The organism is Vreelandella titanicae (assembly GCF_014697095.1).
Taxonomy (GTDB): Bacteria; Pseudomonadota; Gammaproteobacteria; order Pseudomonadales; family Halomonadaceae; genus Vreelandella; species Vreelandella titanicae.
In genome coordinates this window covers 5,111,306-5,129,863 of the sequence record NZ_CP059082.1, presented here as the reverse complement: position 1 = coordinate 5,129,863, position 18,558 = coordinate 5,111,306, and the positions used below count along the sequence as shown (strand labels likewise).

At 55.3% G+C, this 18,558-nt stretch carries 14 protein-coding genes; 7 read left to right on the top strand and 7 right to left on the bottom strand.

All coding sequences use genetic code 11. The annotated features are described in order from the left end of the window. Positions 1-183 precede the first annotated feature (183 nt). Positions 184-357 (bottom strand): YqaE/Pmp3 family membrane protein, encoded by a 174-nt coding sequence (locus tag HZS52_RS23575; protein WP_009722289.1) that lies wholly within the window; start codon positions 355-357, stop codon positions 184-186. Between the two features lie 154 nt (positions 358-511). Here HZS52_RS23575 and HZS52_RS23570 point away from each other — a divergent pair, with 154 nt between their 5' ends. Then, complete coding sequence (locus tag HZS52_RS23570; protein ID WP_022523621.1) at positions 512-2,575, top strand: TonB-dependent receptor family protein; 2,064 nt, start codon at positions 512-514, stop codon at positions 2,573-2,575. A 93-nt stretch (positions 2,576-2,668) separates the two neighbouring features. Here the strand turns inward: HZS52_RS23570 and HZS52_RS23565 are convergent, their stop codons facing one another. The 3 genes from HZS52_RS23565 to HZS52_RS23555 all read right to left on the bottom strand — a co-directional run bounded on the left by HZS52_RS23565 (position 2,669) and on the right by HZS52_RS23555 (position 7,107). After that, positions 2,669-5,224, bottom strand: a complete 2,556-nt coding sequence (locus HZS52_RS23565; protein WP_022523620.1) for a glucose/quinate/shikimate family membrane-bound PQQ-dependent dehydrogenase — start codon at positions 5,222-5,224, stop codon at positions 2,669-2,671. Between the two features lie 261 nt (positions 5,225-5,485). Continuing rightward, a complete protein-coding gene (locus tag HZS52_RS23560) occupies positions 5,486-6,484 on the bottom strand; it encodes an NADP-dependent oxidoreductase (RefSeq protein ID WP_138799714.1) in 999 nt (332 codons plus the stop codon). Positions 6,485-6,726: 242 nt separating this feature from the next. Then, the gene (locus HZS52_RS23555) at positions 6,727-7,107 is read right to left on the bottom strand and encodes a septal ring lytic transglycosylase RlpA family protein (protein ID WP_027957199.1); all 381 of its coding nucleotides are present in this window, start codon (positions 7,105-7,107) and stop codon (positions 6,727-6,729) included. Positions 7,108-7,432: 325 nt separating this feature from the next. Between HZS52_RS23555 and HZS52_RS23550 the strand changes: the two genes are divergently transcribed. Then, entirely contained in the window at positions 7,433-8,878 is a 1,446-nt protein-coding gene (locus HZS52_RS23550) for a hypothetical protein (protein ID WP_190373852.1), read from the top strand. 131 nt (positions 8,879-9,009) lie between these two features. Here the strand turns inward: HZS52_RS23550 and HZS52_RS23545 are convergent, their stop codons facing one another. Further along, complete coding sequence (locus HZS52_RS23545) at positions 9,010-9,888, bottom strand: DMT family transporter (protein WP_190373851.1); 879 nt, start codon at positions 9,886-9,888, stop codon at positions 9,010-9,012. A gap of 101 nt (positions 9,889-9,989) precedes the next feature. On the opposite strand from HZS52_RS23545, the gene HZS52_RS23540 reads away from it, so the two are divergent. Next, positions 9,990-10,862 (top strand): LysR substrate-binding domain-containing protein, encoded by an 873-nt coding sequence (locus tag HZS52_RS23540; protein WP_138799717.1) that lies wholly within the window; start codon positions 9,990-9,992, stop codon positions 10,860-10,862. A gap of 129 nt (positions 10,863-10,991) precedes the next feature. After that, positions 10,992-11,549: a cytochrome b gene (locus HZS52_RS23535; protein WP_009286892.1), complete on the top strand. Its 558-nt coding sequence runs from the start codon at positions 10,992-10,994 to the stop codon at positions 11,547-11,549. A 16-nt stretch (positions 11,550-11,565) separates the two neighbouring features. Here HZS52_RS23535 and HZS52_RS23530 read toward each other — a convergent pair whose 3' ends face one another. Both HZS52_RS23530 and HZS52_RS23525 read right to left on the bottom strand, forming a co-directional pair. Beyond that, positions 11,566-13,371 (bottom strand): sensor domain-containing diguanylate cyclase, encoded by a 1,806-nt coding sequence (locus HZS52_RS23530; RefSeq protein ID WP_190373850.1) that lies wholly within the window; start codon positions 13,369-13,371, stop codon positions 11,566-11,568. 206 nt (positions 13,372-13,577) lie between these two features. Beyond that, positions 13,578-14,444 carry a LysR family transcriptional regulator ArgP gene (locus HZS52_RS23525; RefSeq protein WP_027957195.1) on the bottom strand — a complete coding sequence of 289 codons (867 nt, stop codon included), beginning with the start codon at positions 14,442-14,444 and terminating at the stop codon, positions 13,578-13,580. A gap of 208 nt (positions 14,445-14,652) precedes the next feature. Here HZS52_RS23525 and HZS52_RS23520 point away from each other — a divergent pair, with 208 nt between their 5' ends. The 3 genes from HZS52_RS23520 (at position 14,653) to HZS52_RS23510 (ending at position 18,558) form a co-directional block, all read left to right on the top strand. Then, the gene (locus HZS52_RS23520) at positions 14,653-15,948 is read left to right on the top strand and encodes an imelysin family protein (protein ID WP_190373849.1); all 1,296 of its coding nucleotides are present in this window, start codon (positions 14,653-14,655) and stop codon (positions 15,946-15,948) included. Between the two features lie 91 nt (positions 15,949-16,039). Continuing rightward, complete coding sequence (locus HZS52_RS23515; RefSeq protein WP_141439812.1) at positions 16,040-17,509, top strand: di-heme oxidoreductase family protein; 1,470 nt, start codon at positions 16,040-16,042, stop codon at positions 17,507-17,509. 23 nt (positions 17,510-17,532) lie between these two features. Continuing rightward, on the top strand, positions 17,533-18,558 hold the full coding sequence (locus HZS52_RS23510; RefSeq protein ID WP_190373848.1) for an imelysin family protein: 1,026 nt from the start codon (positions 17,533-17,535) through the stop codon (positions 18,556-18,558).

The window sequence follows — 18,558 nt, the reverse complement described above, 5'->3', positions numbered from 1 at the left end:
GCTCTTGATGGTGAGTGGGCACGACTCCTTAGAGTATGCCCTGAGCCAGCCTAAGGTGCCATGGCCGGACTTTACGCATATCCATACGCATAGTAGTCATCGATAACGATCCCATTTGAACCCAAACAGGCGCCCCTACATAGAGACGCCTGTTTAGTTAAAGCAATCTACTGCTCTCGGGTATCAGTGCTTCAATATCACATAAAACGCATGAATAATGCCCGGTACGAAGCCAAATAGCGTTAGAATAATATTCAGCCAGAAATGCCCTTTAAAACCGACCTCAAAAAATACGCCGAGTGGGGGAAGTATTACGGCAAAAATCATCTTGATTGGATCAGTCGCTGTAAACGCCATGAAGCCTCCTTTGCTTTCATTGGTGTAACTTGTACAAGTGTAGGCACGATCAACTTATTTATCCATGCCTTGGCTAATTTCCTATGACTGGCCAAGTAGGCAATCGTTCAATTCCGCCATTTATTTCCGCTCTACGCTGTTTGGGAGGGACTCCGTGTTCATCAAAGTGCCATTAAAAGTAACCACCACGTCTTTTTGTTTATTAAGCTGTCTTGGCGCAGGCCAAAGCTGGGCGCAAGAGAGCCCGACAACTGACAACACGCTGGCCACACTTCAAGTGACGGCGCCACGACTATCGCGAGAGCTTTACGCCACGCCCGCTGCGGTTTCAACGCTCGACCGTGAGGCGATTGCTCAGGGGCAGCAGCGCACACGGCTGGATGAGGCGTTAGTGCGCGTGCCTGGCATGTTTTTGCAAAACCGCGATAACTTTGCCCAAGGCCAGCGAATCTCCATTCGCGGCTTCGGCGCTCGGGCGCCGTTTGGCGTTCGCGGTATTACCGTGATGGTGGATGGCATTCCGTATACGTTACCCGATGGTCAGGCACAGTTAGATGCCATTGATCTGGACAGCGCTGAGCGCATTGAAGTTATCCGCGGGCCCTCTTCGGTACTTTACGGCAACGCAGCGGGTGGGGTAATTGATGTGACCACCGCCGATGGTCGCGATAACCCTGGCTCAAGCGTGCGCACCGAGGTGGGCAGTGATGGCTACCGTAAGGCAGTCGTACAAACCGGTGGAGCCCAGGGTGATTGGTCGCACCACGTCAGCTTCTCGGCACTCAATGTGGATGGTTATCGGGAGCAGAGCTCTACGGAGAAATACCTGCTGAATGCCAAACTGCGCCGAGAGTTAGGCAGTGATCGGGCGTTAACCGCGATTATCAACCTGCTTGACAATCCCCGTTCCGAAGACCCTGGCGCGCTGAACGCGCGTGAAGTGGCCAGTGGTCGTGATCAAGCAGCGCCGAACTCATTGGCATTGGATGCAGGGCAGAACGTAGATCAGCAGCTTCTTGGCTTACAGTACGAAGATTTATCCGCCGGCCCTGGTGAGTTCTATTTAAAAGGCTTTGTTGCGCAGCGTGATTTTGAGCAGCAGCTACCCTACGTGGGCGATAGCCGTATCGGCTACCAGCGTGATTATCTGGGCGCGAGTGCTGAGTATCATCATGAAGTCAGCTTGGGCAGCCTGCCGCTGAGCTATATCACCGGTGTCGATGTGGCGCGTCAAGACGACGAGCGCTTTCGTAATGCGGTAAATGGCCAAGGTGTGGTCGGCGAGCAGTTGGCGGAAGAGACCCAAACGGCGACCTCCGCTGGGGTATTTGCCCAGGGCGATTTAGCGCTGACCGAGCAGGTAACGCTCTCGCTTGGCGCACGCTTTGACCGAGTGGAGCTAGAAGTAGATGATCGCTATCAGGACGATGGCGATCAAAGCGGTGACCAGACCTTCAATGAGTGGAGCGGTTCGGCGGGGTTAAGTTACCGTTATCGTCCGCAGCATCAAGCCTATATCAATACCGGTACGGCGTTTGAAACGCCTACGTTCTCCGAGTTTGCCAATCCGGCGGGCGGTGGTTTTAACCCGTCGGTGTCGCCGCAAAAAGCCTGGAATCGTGAAGTGGGGCTGCGGGGCTACGTTGAACCACTGGCCATGGATTACGATCTGGCGCTATTTTCGGTGCGCGTGCGTGACGAGCTCGTGCCGTATGATGACGGCGGTCGCACCTTCTACCAAAACGCAGGCGACACCGACCGCGACGGTATCGAGCTGGCGCTGGGCTGGCAGTTGGCCGACCAATGGCGGTTGAATAGCGCCGTTACGCTGGCGAGCTATGAGTTTGATCAATTTGCTACACCAACTGAAAGCTTTGGCGGGAATCGCATTCCTGGCCTGCCCGAGCAAACCTGGGTCAATCAACTCACTTGGCAGGGTCTGGATGAGCGCTTTGCCACGCTGGAAACCCAGTACGTGGGCGATATGGTGGCGGACAACGCCAATGAGACAGAAGTCGATAGCTACTGGCTAGTGAACCTGCGGGTGGGTGATGGTTGGCAGTTGGGAAGCGATACACGGCTAAATGCGTATGTGGGCGTGCGCAATCTCTTAGATGAAGAGCACTACGCCAACGTGCGCTTGAACGGCACCTTTGGTCGCTTCTATGAACCTGCTCCGGGGCGCAGTGTGTATGGCGGTTTAGAAGTACGCTTTTAAGTCGAAATACTGCAAGTAAATAAAAACGGGCGGCGCTCATTCATTATTGCTGAGGCCGCCCGTTCTCGTGGGTGATAACGCTAAGTTAGCCGTTTACTCAGGCAGAGCGTAACCAATCACGTAATCGCCCATCTTGGTGCCAAAGGTGCCGTGTCCACCCGCCGTGACGACCACATACTGACGGCCATCCTGGCCGGTGTAGGTCATCGGCGTGGCTTGGCCACCTGCTGGCAGGCGTGCTTTAAACAGCTCTTCGCCAGTAGTGATGTCGTAGCCGCGCAGGTACTGATCCAGCGTGCCGCTTAAGAACGACACCCCGCCAGCCGTCGTCAGCGGGCCGCCTAGTGCAGGAACGCCGACGTTCAAGCCAATCGGTAGATCAAACGGCATGCTGTCGCGTGTGGTGCCATTGCGGTGCTTCCACACCACCTCGTTACTTTGCAGATCGATACCGGCTACATCGCCCCAGGAGGGCGCTTGGCAGGGCAGGCCGAGCACTGAAAGCAGCGGGCCAAGCTCAACGGCATAAGGTGCGCCTTCATTGGCTTGTAAACCCTGTTCGCTGGCAGAGCCTTGGCCTTCTTCTACCTCTTCACGAGGAATTAACGTAGACACAAACGCCAGGTATTTAGCGCCAGTGAAGAGCGCTTGGCGCTCGGGATCAACGGCCACACCACCCCAGTTCATTACACCGACATTACCTGGATAAACAATACTGCCTTCCAGCGAAGGTGGCGTGTATTGGCCCTCGTAGCGCAAAGAGTTGAACTGAATACGGCACATCATTTGATCAAACGGTGAAGCGCCCCACATGTCGCGCTCGGTGAGCGGCGGTGGCAGCAGGTTAAGCGCTGAACGCGGCTGAGTCTCGGCGGTCCAGTCGCCTTCCACGGCGCCCTGAGGTGCAGGAACCTCTTCAATGGGCACAATCGGTTCACCGGTTTCACGGTTCAATACATATAGGCTGCCCTGCTTGGTCGGCTGAATAACCGCGGGCTGGGTGCCATCACTAGTGGCCAGGTCAATCAGTACCGGTTGCGCAGGTGAGTCCATATCCCATAGGTCGTGGTGTACGAACTGGTAAACCCACTCAACCTGACCATCTTCCAGGTTGAGTGCCACTAGACCCGCGCTGTAGGTTTCATCGTTCTCGGTGCGGTCAGCGCCATACTGGTCAGGCGTGGCGTTACCCATTGGCAGGTAAACCAGGCCTAGCTCTTCATCAACGCTGATCGGTGCCCATACGTTGGGGGAGCCGCGGGTGTAGGTTTCGCCTTCTGGTAGCGGGTCGGTGTCGTCGGGATTACCGCTATCCCAGTTCCATACCAGCTCGCCGGTATGCACATCAAAGGCACGAATAACGCCTGAGGGCTCGTCAATGGAACTGTTGTCGGTGACGTGGCCGCCCAGAATAACCAGATTTTCGGTTACCGTCGCAGGGGAGGTGGAGTAGTAACCGCCCGGTGAGAAATCGCCAATATTGTTGGTGAGATCGATTTCTCCGTTATTACCAAAACTGGCACACCGCTCACCCGTATCCGCATTCAGCGCAATCAAGCGTGCATCCGCCGTGGGTAGGTAGAGCCTGCGTGGGCACATGACGTCGGTCTCGCTGAGCATGGGTTGCTGCGGGGCGCCGTTTTCTTCTTCAACACCAAACAGCAGTGACAAGAAGGAGAGATCCAGACTGAAAATATCGCTGTCATCGAAGATATCAAAAGAGAGTGCCGTTGCACTGTTCGGGGCAGCGTCACTGTTCGTCACTTCTGTGCTATCGGTTGCAGAGTCATTAGTGTCAGTAGAATAGTTTGCGGCGTCATAGTAGGCGAGGCCGCGGCAGGTCATATGTGCCCAGCCAGAAAAGTCATCCGCCCCCATGGTGCTGATCTCGGGGTCAAATGCCCAGAGGGTTTCACCGGTCTCGGGTGACAGCGCCATTGCCCGGCTGTGAGAGGTACAGATATACAGGCTGTCATTCACTTTCAGCGGGGTATTTTGATTGGTGATCTCCGGGGGCGCATTGGGGCCCGCTTTGTCACCGGTTTGAATCCGCCATACCTCTTCAAGCTCGCCGATGTTTTCCGGCGTAATTTGATCAAGGGAAGAGTAGTGGGTGCCTGCATTGGTGCCGCCATAGGCGGGCCAATCATCGCCCGCCACTTGGGCAGGGTTTACGCTATCGGTCGTTGATTGGTTGTTAGCGGCTAGCGACCCTTCGATAGTACCGGGATCGTTAAACTGGCTGGCAATGGCCACGATAACAGCGGCAGTAATGCTGCCAACAAGCGCCAGACTGCCGCCTTTTGAGTGTAGTGGCTTACGCCACCAGGGCAGGAGCAGCAGAATACCTATTAAACAGAGAATGGCAACGCGAGGCACTAACTGCCACCAGTCGAGACCAACCTCCCACAGAGCCCACACTAATGTGGCAAAAAGAATCAGCGCGTAGAGCCACAGAGCGGCGCCTTTGCGCAGGGCAAATAGAATGCCGCAAGCAATAATGCTAAGCCCGGCAATTAGGTAGTAGGCGCTGCCGCCTACGCTGACGAGCTTGCTGCCGCCAAAAGCAAGCACCAAGCCGATAATAAATAGTAGCAGGCCAACTATAATAGCTGGCCATTTACTGTGAGCGCGCGTGCTTTCTTCCATGAGATTTCCCCTAGTGAAACGTACTTAATACGTTAATGCATGCCGCTTAAACCCTAAATTCAAGCAATAAGTGCCAAGCGGCGAACCCGCAACGCGCTTTAACCCATCGGCGGCGCCGATGGGTTAAAACACACCGCTATGGTGGATGATTTTAATAATCAATTCGCTATTGGTCTAACGATTTGATGTTTTTTTCTAAGGCGGGTGCCCTACCGCCAGGGTAGTTAATGTCGCGGTAGGGTTAGCCAGAAGGCGTGAGGTTTATAGCTTGACCAGCATTTTACCGGTATTGCCGCCGTCAAACAGGGCCAGGAATGCATCGGGGGTGTTCTCCAGGCCTTCTTTCACTGTCTCTTTATATACCAGCTTACCTTCCGCTACTTGGGGGGCTACTTCGTTCAGGAAATAGGGGTAGCTAGCCCAATGGTCAGCCACAATAAAGCCCTGCATTTTGGCCTTGCGCACTACTAACTGAGAGAGATTGCTCGGGCCGGGGGTAGGCTCTTTTGCATTGTAGCTGTCGATCATGCCGCATACGGCAATCCGCGCACCTTCATTTAGCTGGTTCAATGCTGCTTCTAGGCAGATACCGCCGACGTTTTCGAAATACACATCAATGCCGTTGGGGCTGGCGAGCTTAATGGCGTCGCTTAACTCCTGTGCGGGACGGTCACGATAGCTAACCGGTTCAACGCCCAATGATTCAAGCCAGGCCAGCTTATGCGCAGCCCCGGCAATACCGACCACATGACAACCTTTGGCTTTGGCCAACTGTACTGCCAGGGAGCCTACGGCACCGCTAGCCGCGCTAACCAACACATTGTCACTCGGCTTGCATTCGGCAATCAGGTTGAGGCCAGTCCAGGCGGTCATGCCAGGCATACCGAGTACGCCCAGATAGGCTTGTTCGGGAACATCGATATCGGGTAGCGGCGTGACGCCCTGCGCAGGCAGTTGGGCAATATCCCGCCAACCGCCCATATGGCTCACTTTGTCGCCCACTTTTAAGCTTGAATCATTGGTCTCGATGACCTCGCCAATGGCACCGCCTTCCATCGGCTTGCCGAGTTCAAACGGCTCCACATAGGTGCGAATGCCGCTCATGCGACCACGCATATAGGGATCTACGGAAAGCCAGCGGTTGCGAATACGCACTTCACCTTCGGCTAGGTCGGGTAGGGTTTGTGTTTCCAGCTTGAAGAGCGTGCGATCGGGTAGGCCTTTGGGATAATCGGTAAGCGTATAGAATTGTGACTGCATGGATTTGTCTCCTGCGAATACTGAGCGTGTATCGAACTCCTTGCAGCATAGAGACCATTAGCCTGCTTGCAAGTTCGTTAATGTATCGGGAAGTAAGTCACAAGAGGTAAGCCATATAAAGAAACAAGGTGACCATTGCTGGTCACCCTGTCTGTTGACTACTTTAAGATAACGATGCTTCGTGTGCTGTCGCATTGATTAGGCTAATGGGTATCACACAACAACCAAGGATGTGTTATCCGTTAATCCAACAGCGTTACCATCACTGGAGCTGTACCGCGGCGAATCATGCCAAGCTTCGCTGCCGCGCGTTTAGATAAATCAATAATGCGTCCTTGAATGAAAGGGCCACGATCATTGATCAGTACTTCTACCTCTTGCCCCGTGTCCGGGCGTGTCACCAACACCTTGGTGCCAAACGGCAAACTCGGGTGGGCGGCGGTCAACGCCTGCTGGTCAAAGGGCTCTCCACTGGCAGTGGTCGCTCCTTGAAAGCGGTCACTGTAAAAGGAGGCGACGCCTTCCTGCGTTTCTGTTTCATGTGCAAAAGCACTATTAGCAGCGCTACTTACCACTATCGCTGCCAAACAAATCGTTCGGATCAGTCGTTTTTCGGCTCCCATGGGAGTACCTCGGTTTTGCTTGTTGCGAATCCCGCACTCTTGATGAGGTGCCTGAATAGGCTTTTCGATACTACCCTTGTCGCAACGAGTCAGCAAGCTTTGAGAAGATCGATGCAAATAGGTTCAATTTCAAGATTTTTAAATCTCTACTTATGTAGCCTTGGGTTTCAGTGACTTATCAACCCAGGTATGAAATGAATAGAGAAAGCACTTTGTGCAAAGCAGCATTCTTCATGAAACGCTCACTTTAATTGAGTAAGCATCTTATAATCACTGACACTTATCTAATTAATGATTGTCATTGCGACTCAACAAGGAACCGCTCATGGCTAGATCTTCTTCGTTTACGTTTGTATGGGTGGCGATCGGTGGCGCAGCCGTTGGTTTTCTCGCTGCTCAAATTATTCCCTTACCGGGGCAAACCGCCGATGAAGCGCCTGCCGAAACTGCTGAGACAACTGATCAGCCGTCCGTTGCTGAGGCTATTGTTGGCCTTGAAAAGCTCACGCTTGATGAGCGCATGCGTGGCGAAATAACCTCGGCCAGCGAGCTGAACGGTAACGATGGCAGCCGCTTCATGCGCTACGCCATCGCACTGGAAGAGGATGAGATTGTTGAGATTTCTCTCAATGGAGCCTTGCAAGGTGTTGTGGCGCTTTATGATGATCAGCTACAGCTGCTCGATAATGCCCCTATCGTTCGTCACCGTATAGAAGAGAGCGGCGACTATGTAGTGGTGGTTAGCGGTGCCGATGCCCACAGTTATGGCCCGTTTACCGTTGTCAGCCGAACCGTTGAGCTGACGGATGCTGACACAGTGGCAGTGGGCGAGCCCATCGATAGTTGGCTGCAAGGGGATGCCCGTGAAATCACCTTGAACATAGAAGAGGCAGGCCTCTACCAACTGGAAATGCGCTCTGATGACTTCGACGCTTACCTGGAGATTGAAGGGCCGAACGGTTACGCCCGCGAAGACGACGACAGCGCCGGTGATTTAGACGCGCGCATCGCTGATTTCCTTGAACCCGGTGAATATACGCTGACGGCACGTAGCGCCTACGATGATGGCAATGGCGTTTATACGCTTTCAGTAGAGCCTCACGAGTTACCGGGTGATGGTGAGCTGCGTAATGATGGAGCGCTCACTCCCGATGACTCTCTCAACGGCTGGTTTAGTGGCCAGGAGCTTAGTTACCAAGTAGAAGTAGAAGAAGCAGGCATGTACCAAATTGAGATGCGCTCCAGCGATATCGATTCCTACCTAGTGCTTGAAGGGCCTAACGGTTACTACCGCGAAGATGATGACAGTGCCGGCAATCTGGATGCTAGCATCGCTGATTTTCTTGCTCCCGGTGAGTATCAGCTAACGGCACGTACTGCCTATGGCGAGAGCAGTGGCATGTTTACGCTCTCCATGGCTCCGCGTGATATGCCAGATGTTAATCTGCGTAATGAAGGCACGCTTACCCCTGGTGAAGCGCTTAACGGTTGGTATAGCGGTGAACCGCTGACGTATCAGTTGGAAGTAGAAGAGAGCTCTTTAGTGACGTTGGAAATGCGCTCTGACGATTTTGATACCTTTATTGAGATCAGTGGTCAGGGTTTTGTCGCCAGCGATGACGACGGCGCGGGAGGTACCGACTCACGGCTTCAAGAGCAGTTGCTGCCCGGCACTTACACGGTAAGCGCACGCGGGTTTAGCGCTACCGGTAGCGGCTTATTTGAACTAAGCCTCGACATGGAGCCGACGGACATTCCCCCAGAGCTTTAATTGTTAGCGTTAATCGATAATACCCAGCGCCCCTGTTGCTTATCGTGATAGGGGCGTTGGTTTATTGGTCGATGGTGAGGAGTGAATTGTGAGGAGTAAATTGTCAGGTGTGAGGAGAAAATGGCAAGGGGTTAACGGCCAGCTTTGAGGCAGCCTGCCACTACCAGCACGGTCGCGGCGGGTAGGCGCCAGTCGAGCACGCTCATGCCTGCTAGCACTAGCAGTAGGGCGGCTAGAATCGGCACGCCATACGCCAAGCTGCCCACAAGGCTCGCGTGCCCCCAGCGCAATGCTTTATCCCAGGCCACCATGGCTACTCCGTAAGGCCCCAAGCCCAGTGCGATGCCCGCGAGTAACGCTTCACCGCTGGGGAGGGCGAGGGTGCCTTCCAGTATTAAGCTGGCTGCCACGGCAATAGCGCAGGCAATCAGCAGTAGCCGCGGCAGCAGGGGTGTTAAGGCCACTGGTGCAGCTTGGCTTAACCATGAATAGATCGCCCAGCAGCAGGCGGCCAGCAGTGCTAGCGCGTAGCCCGTGGTGGCACCACCCAGCCCTCCACTGATGGCTTGAGGAACCAGCAGTAGCGCAGCGCCTGAAAACGCAATCAGAGCGCCGACCACCCCTGCGATGCGTAGGCGGCCAAAACGGCTCCATTGGCTGAGCAGCACGAACAGCACAGGCCACGTGTAGGTAATTAGCGCCGCTTCGGCGGCGGGGGCTAGCCGCATACCAATAAAGTAGGTGCTGACGGCGCCAAAGATGAGCAGTGGGATACCCACCCAAACGCTGAGTTGCCAACCCACGCCGCTGGCAGCGACGTTTACGCGGCGGCTTAATGGTAGCGTCGCCAATGATCCCGCTAACAGGGTAACGGCAGTTAACTGCAAGGGCGGTGTCGCTTTGGCAAACTCAGCCAGCAGCGGTGCCGAACTCCAAAGCATCACGGCCACCAGCGCCGCACCAACACTGTACCAACGTGGGAATAACGCAGGGGAGTGAACGGGATGCATAAGAGTTCTCCTTGATTTGAGCATGTACCGAGCAGCATACTCATCATCAATGCATCACAATATCGATCTTTTGTGATCGTTTTCATCAAGCTTGGTGATATATGCGTGCCCCCACGTTAGACCTAACCCTGCTACGCACCCTGGTGGCGATTGCGGACACTGGGAGTGTGACCGCAGCTGCTAAACGGTTGGCGTATACCCAGTCCACTGTGAGCATGCAGCTCCAGCGGTTAGAAGCGCAGCTCTCGCTCACGCTGCACGAGCGGGAAGGGCGGCGAATACGCTTTACCTCAGAAGGTGAACGCTTGCTTAACCACGCCCGACGGCTATTAGCACTTAACGATGACGCGTGGAGCGATATGCAGGCGCGCCAGGTGACAGGCGATCTTACCCTCGGCATTCCTGAAGATTACGCTTCGTTGCTGCCTTCGGTGTTTGCCTACTTTCATCAGCTCTACCCCGCCGTGGGGTTAAAGGTGATCTGCGGCACTAGCGCGCATCTCGTTGAGCAGGTTAAAGCTAAAGAGCTGGATCTCGCTCTGGTGACCCGGCAGCGCAACTCGCCGGGCGGCGATGTGATTCGCCGGGAACCGCTGTTGTGGGCAGTCGGTATGAACCAGCAGCCGCTGCTAAGCGACCCGTTGCCGTTGGCGCTCTACTCACCGGGAGCTGACGTATTCCGTGAAGTGGCCGAGCAGGCGCTGCAATCGGCGGAGCGCAGCTGGCGCGTGGCCTATACCAGCCAATCCATGGCAGGGCTGGCGCCAATTGTGACCGCTGGGCTGGCCATCGTGGTGGTGACTCGCAGCATGCTAACCCCTGCACTGAGACCGCTGGATGAGAGCAGTGGGCTGCCTGCGCTGCCGATGATTGAGTTGGCGCTGCACCGGGCGCCGCACCGACCTTCGGAGCCTGCGCGCCGTTTGGCAGAGTTAATACGCGATCAGCTGGCAGTGCCCGAACAAGCGTTATAAAGTGGCTTTTGAGACCAAGTAGAGCCTAGGTAATGCTTAGCGTTGATGGCCGTGTAGTGCTTTAATCAGCGTAAGGGAGCGTTACTGACTAGAATGAAGAGCAAATGAATTGGCTGTTAGGAGCACTGCATGCACGAACTGGATCACTATATCTACCCGCATAGGGTGTTGCACTGGCTGGTGGCTGGCGCGGTGCTGCTCTCCTTGGCCAGCGGTTTAACGTTAGGCTTTTTGGGCTATGAACGCACCCTCGCTCTAGTCGGCAATATGTTGACGAACTTGCTGTATACCAGCCATAAGACGCTGGGTGTGCTGATCCTGTTGCTAATGACGCTACGTATTATTACCCGCCTGGCCTTTGTGGTGCCTGACCATGAACCGCCTCTAAATGCCTTCGAGAGGGTGGTGAGTACCAGCGTTCACCATTTGCTCTACTTGGCGTTGGTCGTTATGCCTTTATTGGGCTGGGCGGCTACCGCAAGCGGCGGCTTTCCCGTGGAGTTTTTCCACTGGCATTTACCCGGTCTGATTGGCGAGCGCGAGCAACTATCTGAACAACTCTTTATGTGGCATGGGCGCCTGGGGTGGGCCATTTTAGGTTTGGTGGTACTGCACGTTGCCGGTGCCATGTTCCATTGGAAAATCAAACGCGATAACGTTATGAAACGTATGAGCCTGTTTGATTAATGACCAAGGTTAATACCTAACTCGCCGAGCCGTAGCGATAGAACTCTACCGCTTGGCGTGATTTGACAGCGTACATATGGCTATCGGCTTCACGCAGTAAACTCTCAAGAGTGGCGCCCTCTGTTCCCTGGCAAGTGCTTACCCCAATGCTCACGCTAACACTAACTCGCTCGCCGCAGGGGAGTTTTATGGGTGAGCGAATGGCTTCGTCGATACGTGCCTGTATATTCTCAAGCGTATCGTGAGGTTCGATGTTCTCCATGATAATAATAAACTCATCACCACCAAAGCGTGCACAGTGGTCACCGGTACGCGCCATATGGGCAATACGTTTGGCAATTTGTTGTAAGACAAAATCACCTGCCTCATGGCCGTAGCAGTCGTTAATGGGTTTGAAACGATCCAGATCAAGCATCAGGAGCGCCAAGCGATGGCCGTTTTGACGATTACGCTCCAGAGCTTCTGCGGCGCAGCGCGCCAGGCCATGGCGATTTAATAAACCGGTCAGCATATCGCCGTTGGCTAAATGCTCTAGCGCTTTAGTTCGGGCAGCGACTTTTTGTTCCAGCACGGCTTCCTGCTTTTTTAGCGCAGCTAGCATAGCGGCTTGAGCGCGCTCTTTTTGCCGTTTAAGTTTGTTAAAGCGTGATGCCAGTGCAAACGAAAGCAGTAACATTTCTAGCGCCGAGCCAATTTGAATGCCGTGTAGGGTAATAAAATTAGCCGGCAGTATGCCCAGGTTGCGGAGTGTAAAGACACCTGCACCCAGCAGAAATATCGACCACGCAAACACGAAGAGTCTAGCGCTGGGTATGCGTCGAAAGCTGCAGTAGCTGCCGCATATCAGGAGCAGTAAAGCCGCCATAAACCCCGTCACATCCATTAGGTGGAGGGCCGCAGGAATGGGCAGCAGCAGCGAGGCAATGACGGCGAGCCAACAGTAGCTGCGAAAGGTGTTTAATACCTGGTGCCAGCGTGGGCAATACGTCTCTGTGTTTAGGAAGCTCTGCGCAAACAGTGTGGCCATGGTAGAGGCAAAGGTGAAACCGAGCGCCACCAAGCGAGACGTGTTCTCACCCAGAAAACTCCAAAACATGAGTGTGCCAATTCCGTTAAACGCCAGAATGGCAAGCCCAAAGCCAGCGACAAAAAGCGAGTAGTGAAGAAATATGCGCTCTTTTAAGCCAAAAAATAGCAGTAAGTTATATAACCCCATCGCCAGTAGCATGCCGAAGTAAGTCGCCAGCCAAAAATTATGGCGATCATTCTGGGTATAAAATCTCTCTGGCGTTAATAAGTTGTAGCTCAGCATCTTGCTGCCTGAGGCAGCCACATGGGTGTACAGCGTGACGGTTTCAAAGGCGGCCAGCTCCAATGGAAAAACTGCCTGACGGTGGGCAAGCGCACGCTGTTCAACGGGAACCGCGCTGCCGCTTCGTTGCACACTTCTTAGCTGTTGGCGAAGCGTATAAAGGGTAACGTAATCCAAGAACGGGTATTCAAACTCCACCATCCAACGCTGGGGTTCCGACGAATCATTGCGCACCTGAGTGCGCAGCCACACATCACCACGGGTATAGCCGAAATTTAAATCTTGGGCTTGGTGCGTGGGTGTAAAAGTACGCGATTGGGCGAGCAAATCGTTAAGCGTTACAGACTGTTCGTCGGCGTGCCAGAACTCGTTATAAGGGGCAAGTGAATAGCTCGCCTGGCTTGGCGATGCGGATAGGAGAGTATTTGCCTGCGCCCAGGGCATAAAACAAACCGCAAGCAGCAGTAATAAGCCGGTGTAAACACCCGCTGTTAAACGTTGTGCATGCATAGGGTATCGCTTTTTTCGTTTTTTTACCCCGTTCGCTGTTCCCTGGGTTCCCTTACCCGCCGGGGGCCGCTAATTCGTCGGCATAGCGCTCAGATGCGGTTTGCATGCCACCCCGCTCAAAAGCAGCTCAAATTTCCTTGTGCCGTACGATAAGCTCTTTGAGTGTAGTTGGCTTTGGTGAAAGGAAACGTTGAAAACTCTCATGCTTAAGTCATAGCACGACTTAAATGTTGAGTAAGTCGTTGAATGAGTTGCCCGCTGTGGCGCCAAAAATGCCAGTACAAGGGCACTGCTAAAAAATGACCGGGAGCAACACTGGCTAGTTGGCCACTGGCCATTAATTCGCCGACCTGCAACTGAGGCATCATGCCGTAACCGACCCCGGCTGTGGCTAAGCGCACAAACCCTTCTGAAGATGGGCAGAGGTGATAAGGAAAGTGGCCGTGATAGCCGCACTGAGCAAGAAAGCGATGCTGCAACTGATCGTGAGGGCCGAAGACGATGGCTGGCGCGGATTGAAAGCTCTCTTTGCAAGGGCCTTCTGGAAAGTAGCGTTCGATATAAGCCGGTGTCGCCAAAGGGTGGTAGCGCATTTCTCCCAGCGCAACACTGCGTGCACCGGCTATCGGTTGTGGTGTGGCGCACAGGCAGGCCGCTACATCGCCATCGCGCAAGCGCTTGAGTCCGACATCCTGGTCTTCAATCACCAAATCCAGCAGTAAACCCTCCTCTTGGCAGATCGTGGCAACGGCCTCGGCCCACCAAGTGACCAAGCTATCCGCATTGATAGCAATCCGCAGACGCGGCGCCTGGTCATCCAGCGTGGGTAGGGAGCCGCGGAGATCGCGCTCTAATAGCTGTACTTGCTGGTAATGGGTCAACAGCCGCTGGCCCGCAGGGGTCGGCGCTAGATGAGGAGAGCGTATAAGCACCGGCTGCCCAAGGCGAACCTCCAGTGCCTTAATGCGCTGGGAGACAGCTGACTGCGAAAGCCCCAGTACATCGCCTGCGCGCTCAAAACCGTCGCACTCCACCACGATTGCCAAGGCATGAAGCAGTTTATAATCCAGCATGTCGGTTTTCCCAAGGCAGCAAAAAGTGACACAGAGCAAAAAATGGTGATGAAACGGCGTAGTGCTCTCTATTTAAGATCAAATAGGATTGAATCTCATAGGTCAATGAATTACATTTCAGGCAGGGCTAGAGCACCAAAACCCTCTCGGGTTGCCTAGCACTTTATGTGAGTAGTTTCTGTAATGCCACAGCCTAAAGGACACTGTAATGCCCGCCATCATGCTCCGTCGCCCTCTTGCTGGCATCGTTGCGCTTAGCGCGCTGATGCCTTTTGCCCCAGTTGCTGTCGACACCGCTGCTGCTGACACCGTTAGCGCTGACGCCGTGGTTAAACACTACGCCGATCTGGCTCATGCCAATTACGCCGATGCACTGAATGCTGCCCAAGCATTGAACGAGCGTATCGACGAATTGCTCGCCAATCCCTCGGCCGAAACCCTGAGCGCAGCCAAGCAAGCCTGGCTGCAGGCGCGGGTGCCTTATCAGCAGAGCGAAGTGTTTCGTTTCGGTAATGCGGTGGTGGACGACTGGGAAGGGCAGCTCAACGCCTGGCCCCTGGACGAAGGCATGATCGATTATGTCGAAGGCGACGACTACCAGCATGAGCTGGGTAACGAAGGCGCCACTGCCAATATTATTGCCAACGAGCAAATCACTGTCGGCGGCGAAACTCTGGACGTTAGCGACATTACCCCAGCATTACTCGCCGACCTGAATGAAATTGGCGGCTCGGAGGCTAACGTCGCCAGCGGCTATCACGCCATTGAGTTTCTGCTCTGGGGACAGGATCTGCATGGCTTTGAGGAAGGCAACGGCGAACGACCGGTGAGTGATTACCAAACCGGCGATGACTGCACTCATGGCCACTGCGATCGCCGCCGCAGCTATCTGGACGCGGTGTCCGACCTGCTCGTTGACGACCTTGAGTGGATGGTGGCCCAGTGGGCGCCGGAAACTGAAGGCAACTATCGCCAGGAACTGCTGGCGGAGAGCGATCAGGAAGGCCTGCGCCGCATGCTGTTTGGCATGGGCTCGCTGTCGCTTGGCGAGCTGGCGGGTGAGCGGATGAAGGTAGCGCTGGAAGCCAACTCTTTTGAGGATGAACACGACTGCTTCAGTGACAATACCCACAACTCTCACTACTACAACGGCCAGGGTGTTCAAAATATCTACACCGGCAGCTATCAGCGCCTTGATGGCAGTGTGGTAGAGGGGCCTTCGCTGCAAGACTTACTGTCTCAAGCAGATAGCGAGCTAGCCGACATCCTTGGTGCGCAGCTTGAAGCCACCATGGCGCGGCTTGATGCTATCAAGCAGGCGGCTGAAGCGGAAAGCTCCCCGATGGCATTCGATATGATGATTGCGCCGGGTAACGAGCAGGGCAGTGAATTGATCAACGAGGCGATTCTAACCCTGGTGGCGCAAACAGGGTCTATCGAACAGGCCGCAGGTGAACTGGGCGTGACCTCCCTACAGCCTGATGATGCCGGTCACCGGTTCTAGAGCGGACTAGCGTCTACCATGAGCCGCCGATAGTGTTGCTATCGCGCGGCTCTGTTGGTTTTGTCAGTATCTTCCTTCTCAAGGTATCACCATGTACCGCTTACCCCGGTTTATTGTCCTAGCCAAGTGGGTGCCCAGCACATTAGCCCACAGCAGTTTCTTACTGTTCTTGTTGGCCGTGCCCTTGCAGGCAGCCGAATCACCTATACAAAATGCGCCACCTAGCCAAGATTATCCCATTCAAACGACGCCCATGAGTGGTGGCAATGGCTCGGTGGAGCAGTTTGACCATAACGCCTATTCGCTGCCGTTGGGTAATATGTCGATGACCAAGCGGCTGGATTTCAGCGTCGGTAACAGCTTCTTTCGCAACCCTTGGGTGGCGGCGCCCGCCAGCACCGAGGCCCGGGATGGCCTGGGGCCGCTGCTCAATACCAATAGCTGCCAGGGGTGCCACCTTAAAGATGGTCGGGGGCACCCACCCACCGGCGACGAAAACCCCATCGCGCTGTTTCTGCGCCTCTCGCTACCCGCAAGCCAAGCGGATCCAGAAACACTGGAGCAGCGGGGCGCGCTTCCGGTACCTAACTACGGTTTGCAGCTCCAAACCGCGGCGATTAGCGGTGCCAAGCCCGAGGCCAAGCTGGTGATTGAGTATCGTCCTCGGGAAGTGAGTTTCACCGATGGCACCAGCGTCACCTTGCAGGAGCCGCTCTACTCGATTGCCGAGCCCGCTTACGGAGAGCTGCCGGAGTCACTGCAAACCTCGCCACGGTTGGCACCGCCAATGATTGGCCTGGGCCTGCTAGAAGCGATTCCTGAAGCTGACCTTATCGCTGCCGCAGACCCTGCAGACGACGATGGCGACGGAATTTCCGGCCGCTACAACCAAGTGTGGGATGTGCGCAGTGGCACCACGGTGCTAGGGCGTTTCGGCTGGAAAGCCGGAGAGCCCAGCATTGAGCAGCAGGGCCTGCATGCCTTCGCCGGGGATATGGGGCTGACCTCCAGTCTGGTGCCACAAACCGACTGCATGGAGAGCCAGGGGTGCGATGATTTTCCTAACGGTGGCACGCCTGAGGTCAGCGATGACGTGGCCGACTTCGTGACCTTCTACGCCTCCAGCTTGGCGGTACCGATGCGACGCAATATGGATGACTCAGCGGTGAAACAGGGCGCTGAGAGATTTAACGCGCTCGGCTGCGCGAGCTGCCATACGCCGCGCCATCGCACCGCTGCGGATACTGCCCGTCCGGCGCTAGCCAATCAGGAAATATGGCCCTATAGCGACCTACTGCTCCACGATCTGGGCGATGCCCTGGCTGATCATCGCAGCGAGTTCCAGGCCGATGGCCGAGAATGGCGCACCCCGCCGCTGTGGGGCATCGGCTTGGCGCAAACGGTTAACCCCCGGGCTGGTTTTCTCCACGATGGTCGCGCCCGCACTCTGGAAGAGGCGATACTCTGGCACGGTGGTGAGGCAGAAAGCGCTACCCAGGGCTATCGCGCATTGCCCGCTGACCAGCGAGCGGAACTTATACGTTTCCTTGAATCCCTGTAAGTCATTACTGTTAAGGAGTTAACGTGATCGCATCTCTTCGCCACCTGAGTTTGCTGGCTTGCGCGCTACTCGCGACGCCGCTCTCTTTTGCTACGGACACCCCTGTGCCGCGGGAAATGTGGCACGGCGCGGTGGAACTTCAGTATGCTGAGCTGAGCGCCGCCTCCGAGCGCCTGGAAGCTAGCGCCGCACGCTTTTGCCAGAGCCCAGACGAAGCTCTCAGACAGCGGCTGGAAAATGACTGGCTGAGCGCCTATCAAGCTTGGCAGGCGGTGCGTTTTATTCAGTTCGGCCCGGTCGAGCAGAATAGCCGAGGCTGGCAACTGCAATTCTGGCCAGACCGTAAAAACCTGGTGGGCAGTAAGGTGCGCGGCTGGCTGAAGGCAGCCGAAGCCCCGGATGCCCAAGATATCGCCAGTGACAGCGTGGCGATCCAAGGCTTTCCCGCCCTTGAATACTTGCTTTATGACGACGCCATGGACGAACAGGCACTGAGCGACACTGGAGCCTGCTCGCTGATGCAGGCCATCACCACGCATCTTGCGGATACCACAAGCGCGCTGCATCGCGACTGGCAGGCCTTTGGTGAGCACTATCTTGATACTGCCGACTACACCGAAACAACACTGGCCAGCGCCATCCAGGCCCTCGAAATACTCGAAGATAAACGGCTCGGTGAGCCCATGGGCCTTAAAGGCGCGCCCGCCAACGGCTACTTGGCGGAAGCGTGGCGTAGTGGACAAACGGTTCGATTGGTAGAGAGCAGCCTGGAGGGTCTGCGTACCGGCTTTTTGCCGGGGCTCACCGCGCTGTTGCGCGAGTCCGATGCGCTGCCGCTCGCCGAGGCGTTTCGTGATCAGTTGGATAAGACACTCGTTCAGGCCAGCGAACTGCCACCGGGCTTGGTGCCTTCCCTTGAAGACGAAGAAGCGTTTCGCGGTCTGCAGTCGCTCTACCTCGACATCAGCCAGCTACGCCATTTACTGGGTAACGAGATCGCTGGTGAACTGGGGCTGGTACGAGGCTTTAACTCCAGCGATGGGGATTGA

Bases quoted from the DNA above. Each gene is read 5' to 3' on its own strand.
- HZS52_RS23555 (WP_027957199.1), bottom strand. From the start codon at position 7,107: ATGGGAGCCGAAAAACGACTGATCCGAACGATTTGTTTGGCAGCGATA.
- HZS52_RS23515 (WP_141439812.1), top strand. From the start codon at position 16,040: ATGTACCGCTTACCCCGGTTTATTGTCCTAGCCAAGTGGGTGCCCAGC.
- HZS52_RS23530 (WP_190373850.1), bottom strand. From the start codon at position 13,371: ATGCATGCACAACGTTTAACAGCGGGTGTTTACACCGGCTTATTACTG.
- HZS52_RS23545 (WP_190373851.1), bottom strand. From the start codon at position 9,888: ATGCATCCCGTTCACTCCCCTGCGTTATTCCCACGTTGGTACAGTGTT.
- HZS52_RS23535 (WP_009286892.1), top strand. From the start codon at position 10,992: ATGCACGAACTGGATCACTATATCTACCCGCATAGGGTGTTGCACTGG.
- HZS52_RS23575 (WP_009722289.1), bottom strand. From the start codon at position 357: ATGGCGTTTACAGCGACTGATCCAATCAAGATGATTTTTGCCGTAATA.
- HZS52_RS23525 (WP_027957195.1), bottom strand. From the start codon at position 14,444: ATGCTGGATTATAAACTGCTTCATGCCTTGGCAATCGTGGTGGAGTGC.
- HZS52_RS23520 (WP_190373849.1), top strand. From the start codon at position 14,653: ATGCCCGCCATCATGCTCCGTCGCCCTCTTGCTGGCATCGTTGCGCTT.
- HZS52_RS23540 (WP_138799717.1), top strand. From the start codon at position 9,990: ATGCGTGCCCCCACGTTAGACCTAACCCTGCTACGCACCCTGGTGGCG.
- HZS52_RS23565 (WP_022523620.1), bottom strand. From the start codon at position 5,224: ATGGAAGAAAGCACGCGCGCTCACAGTAAATGGCCAGCTATTATAGTT.
- HZS52_RS23550 (WP_190373852.1), top strand. From the start codon at position 7,433: ATGGCTAGATCTTCTTCGTTTACGTTTGTATGGGTGGCGATCGGTGGC.
- HZS52_RS23560 (WP_138799714.1), bottom strand. From the start codon at position 6,484: ATGCAGTCACAATTCTATACGCTTACCGATTATCCCAAAGGCCTACCC.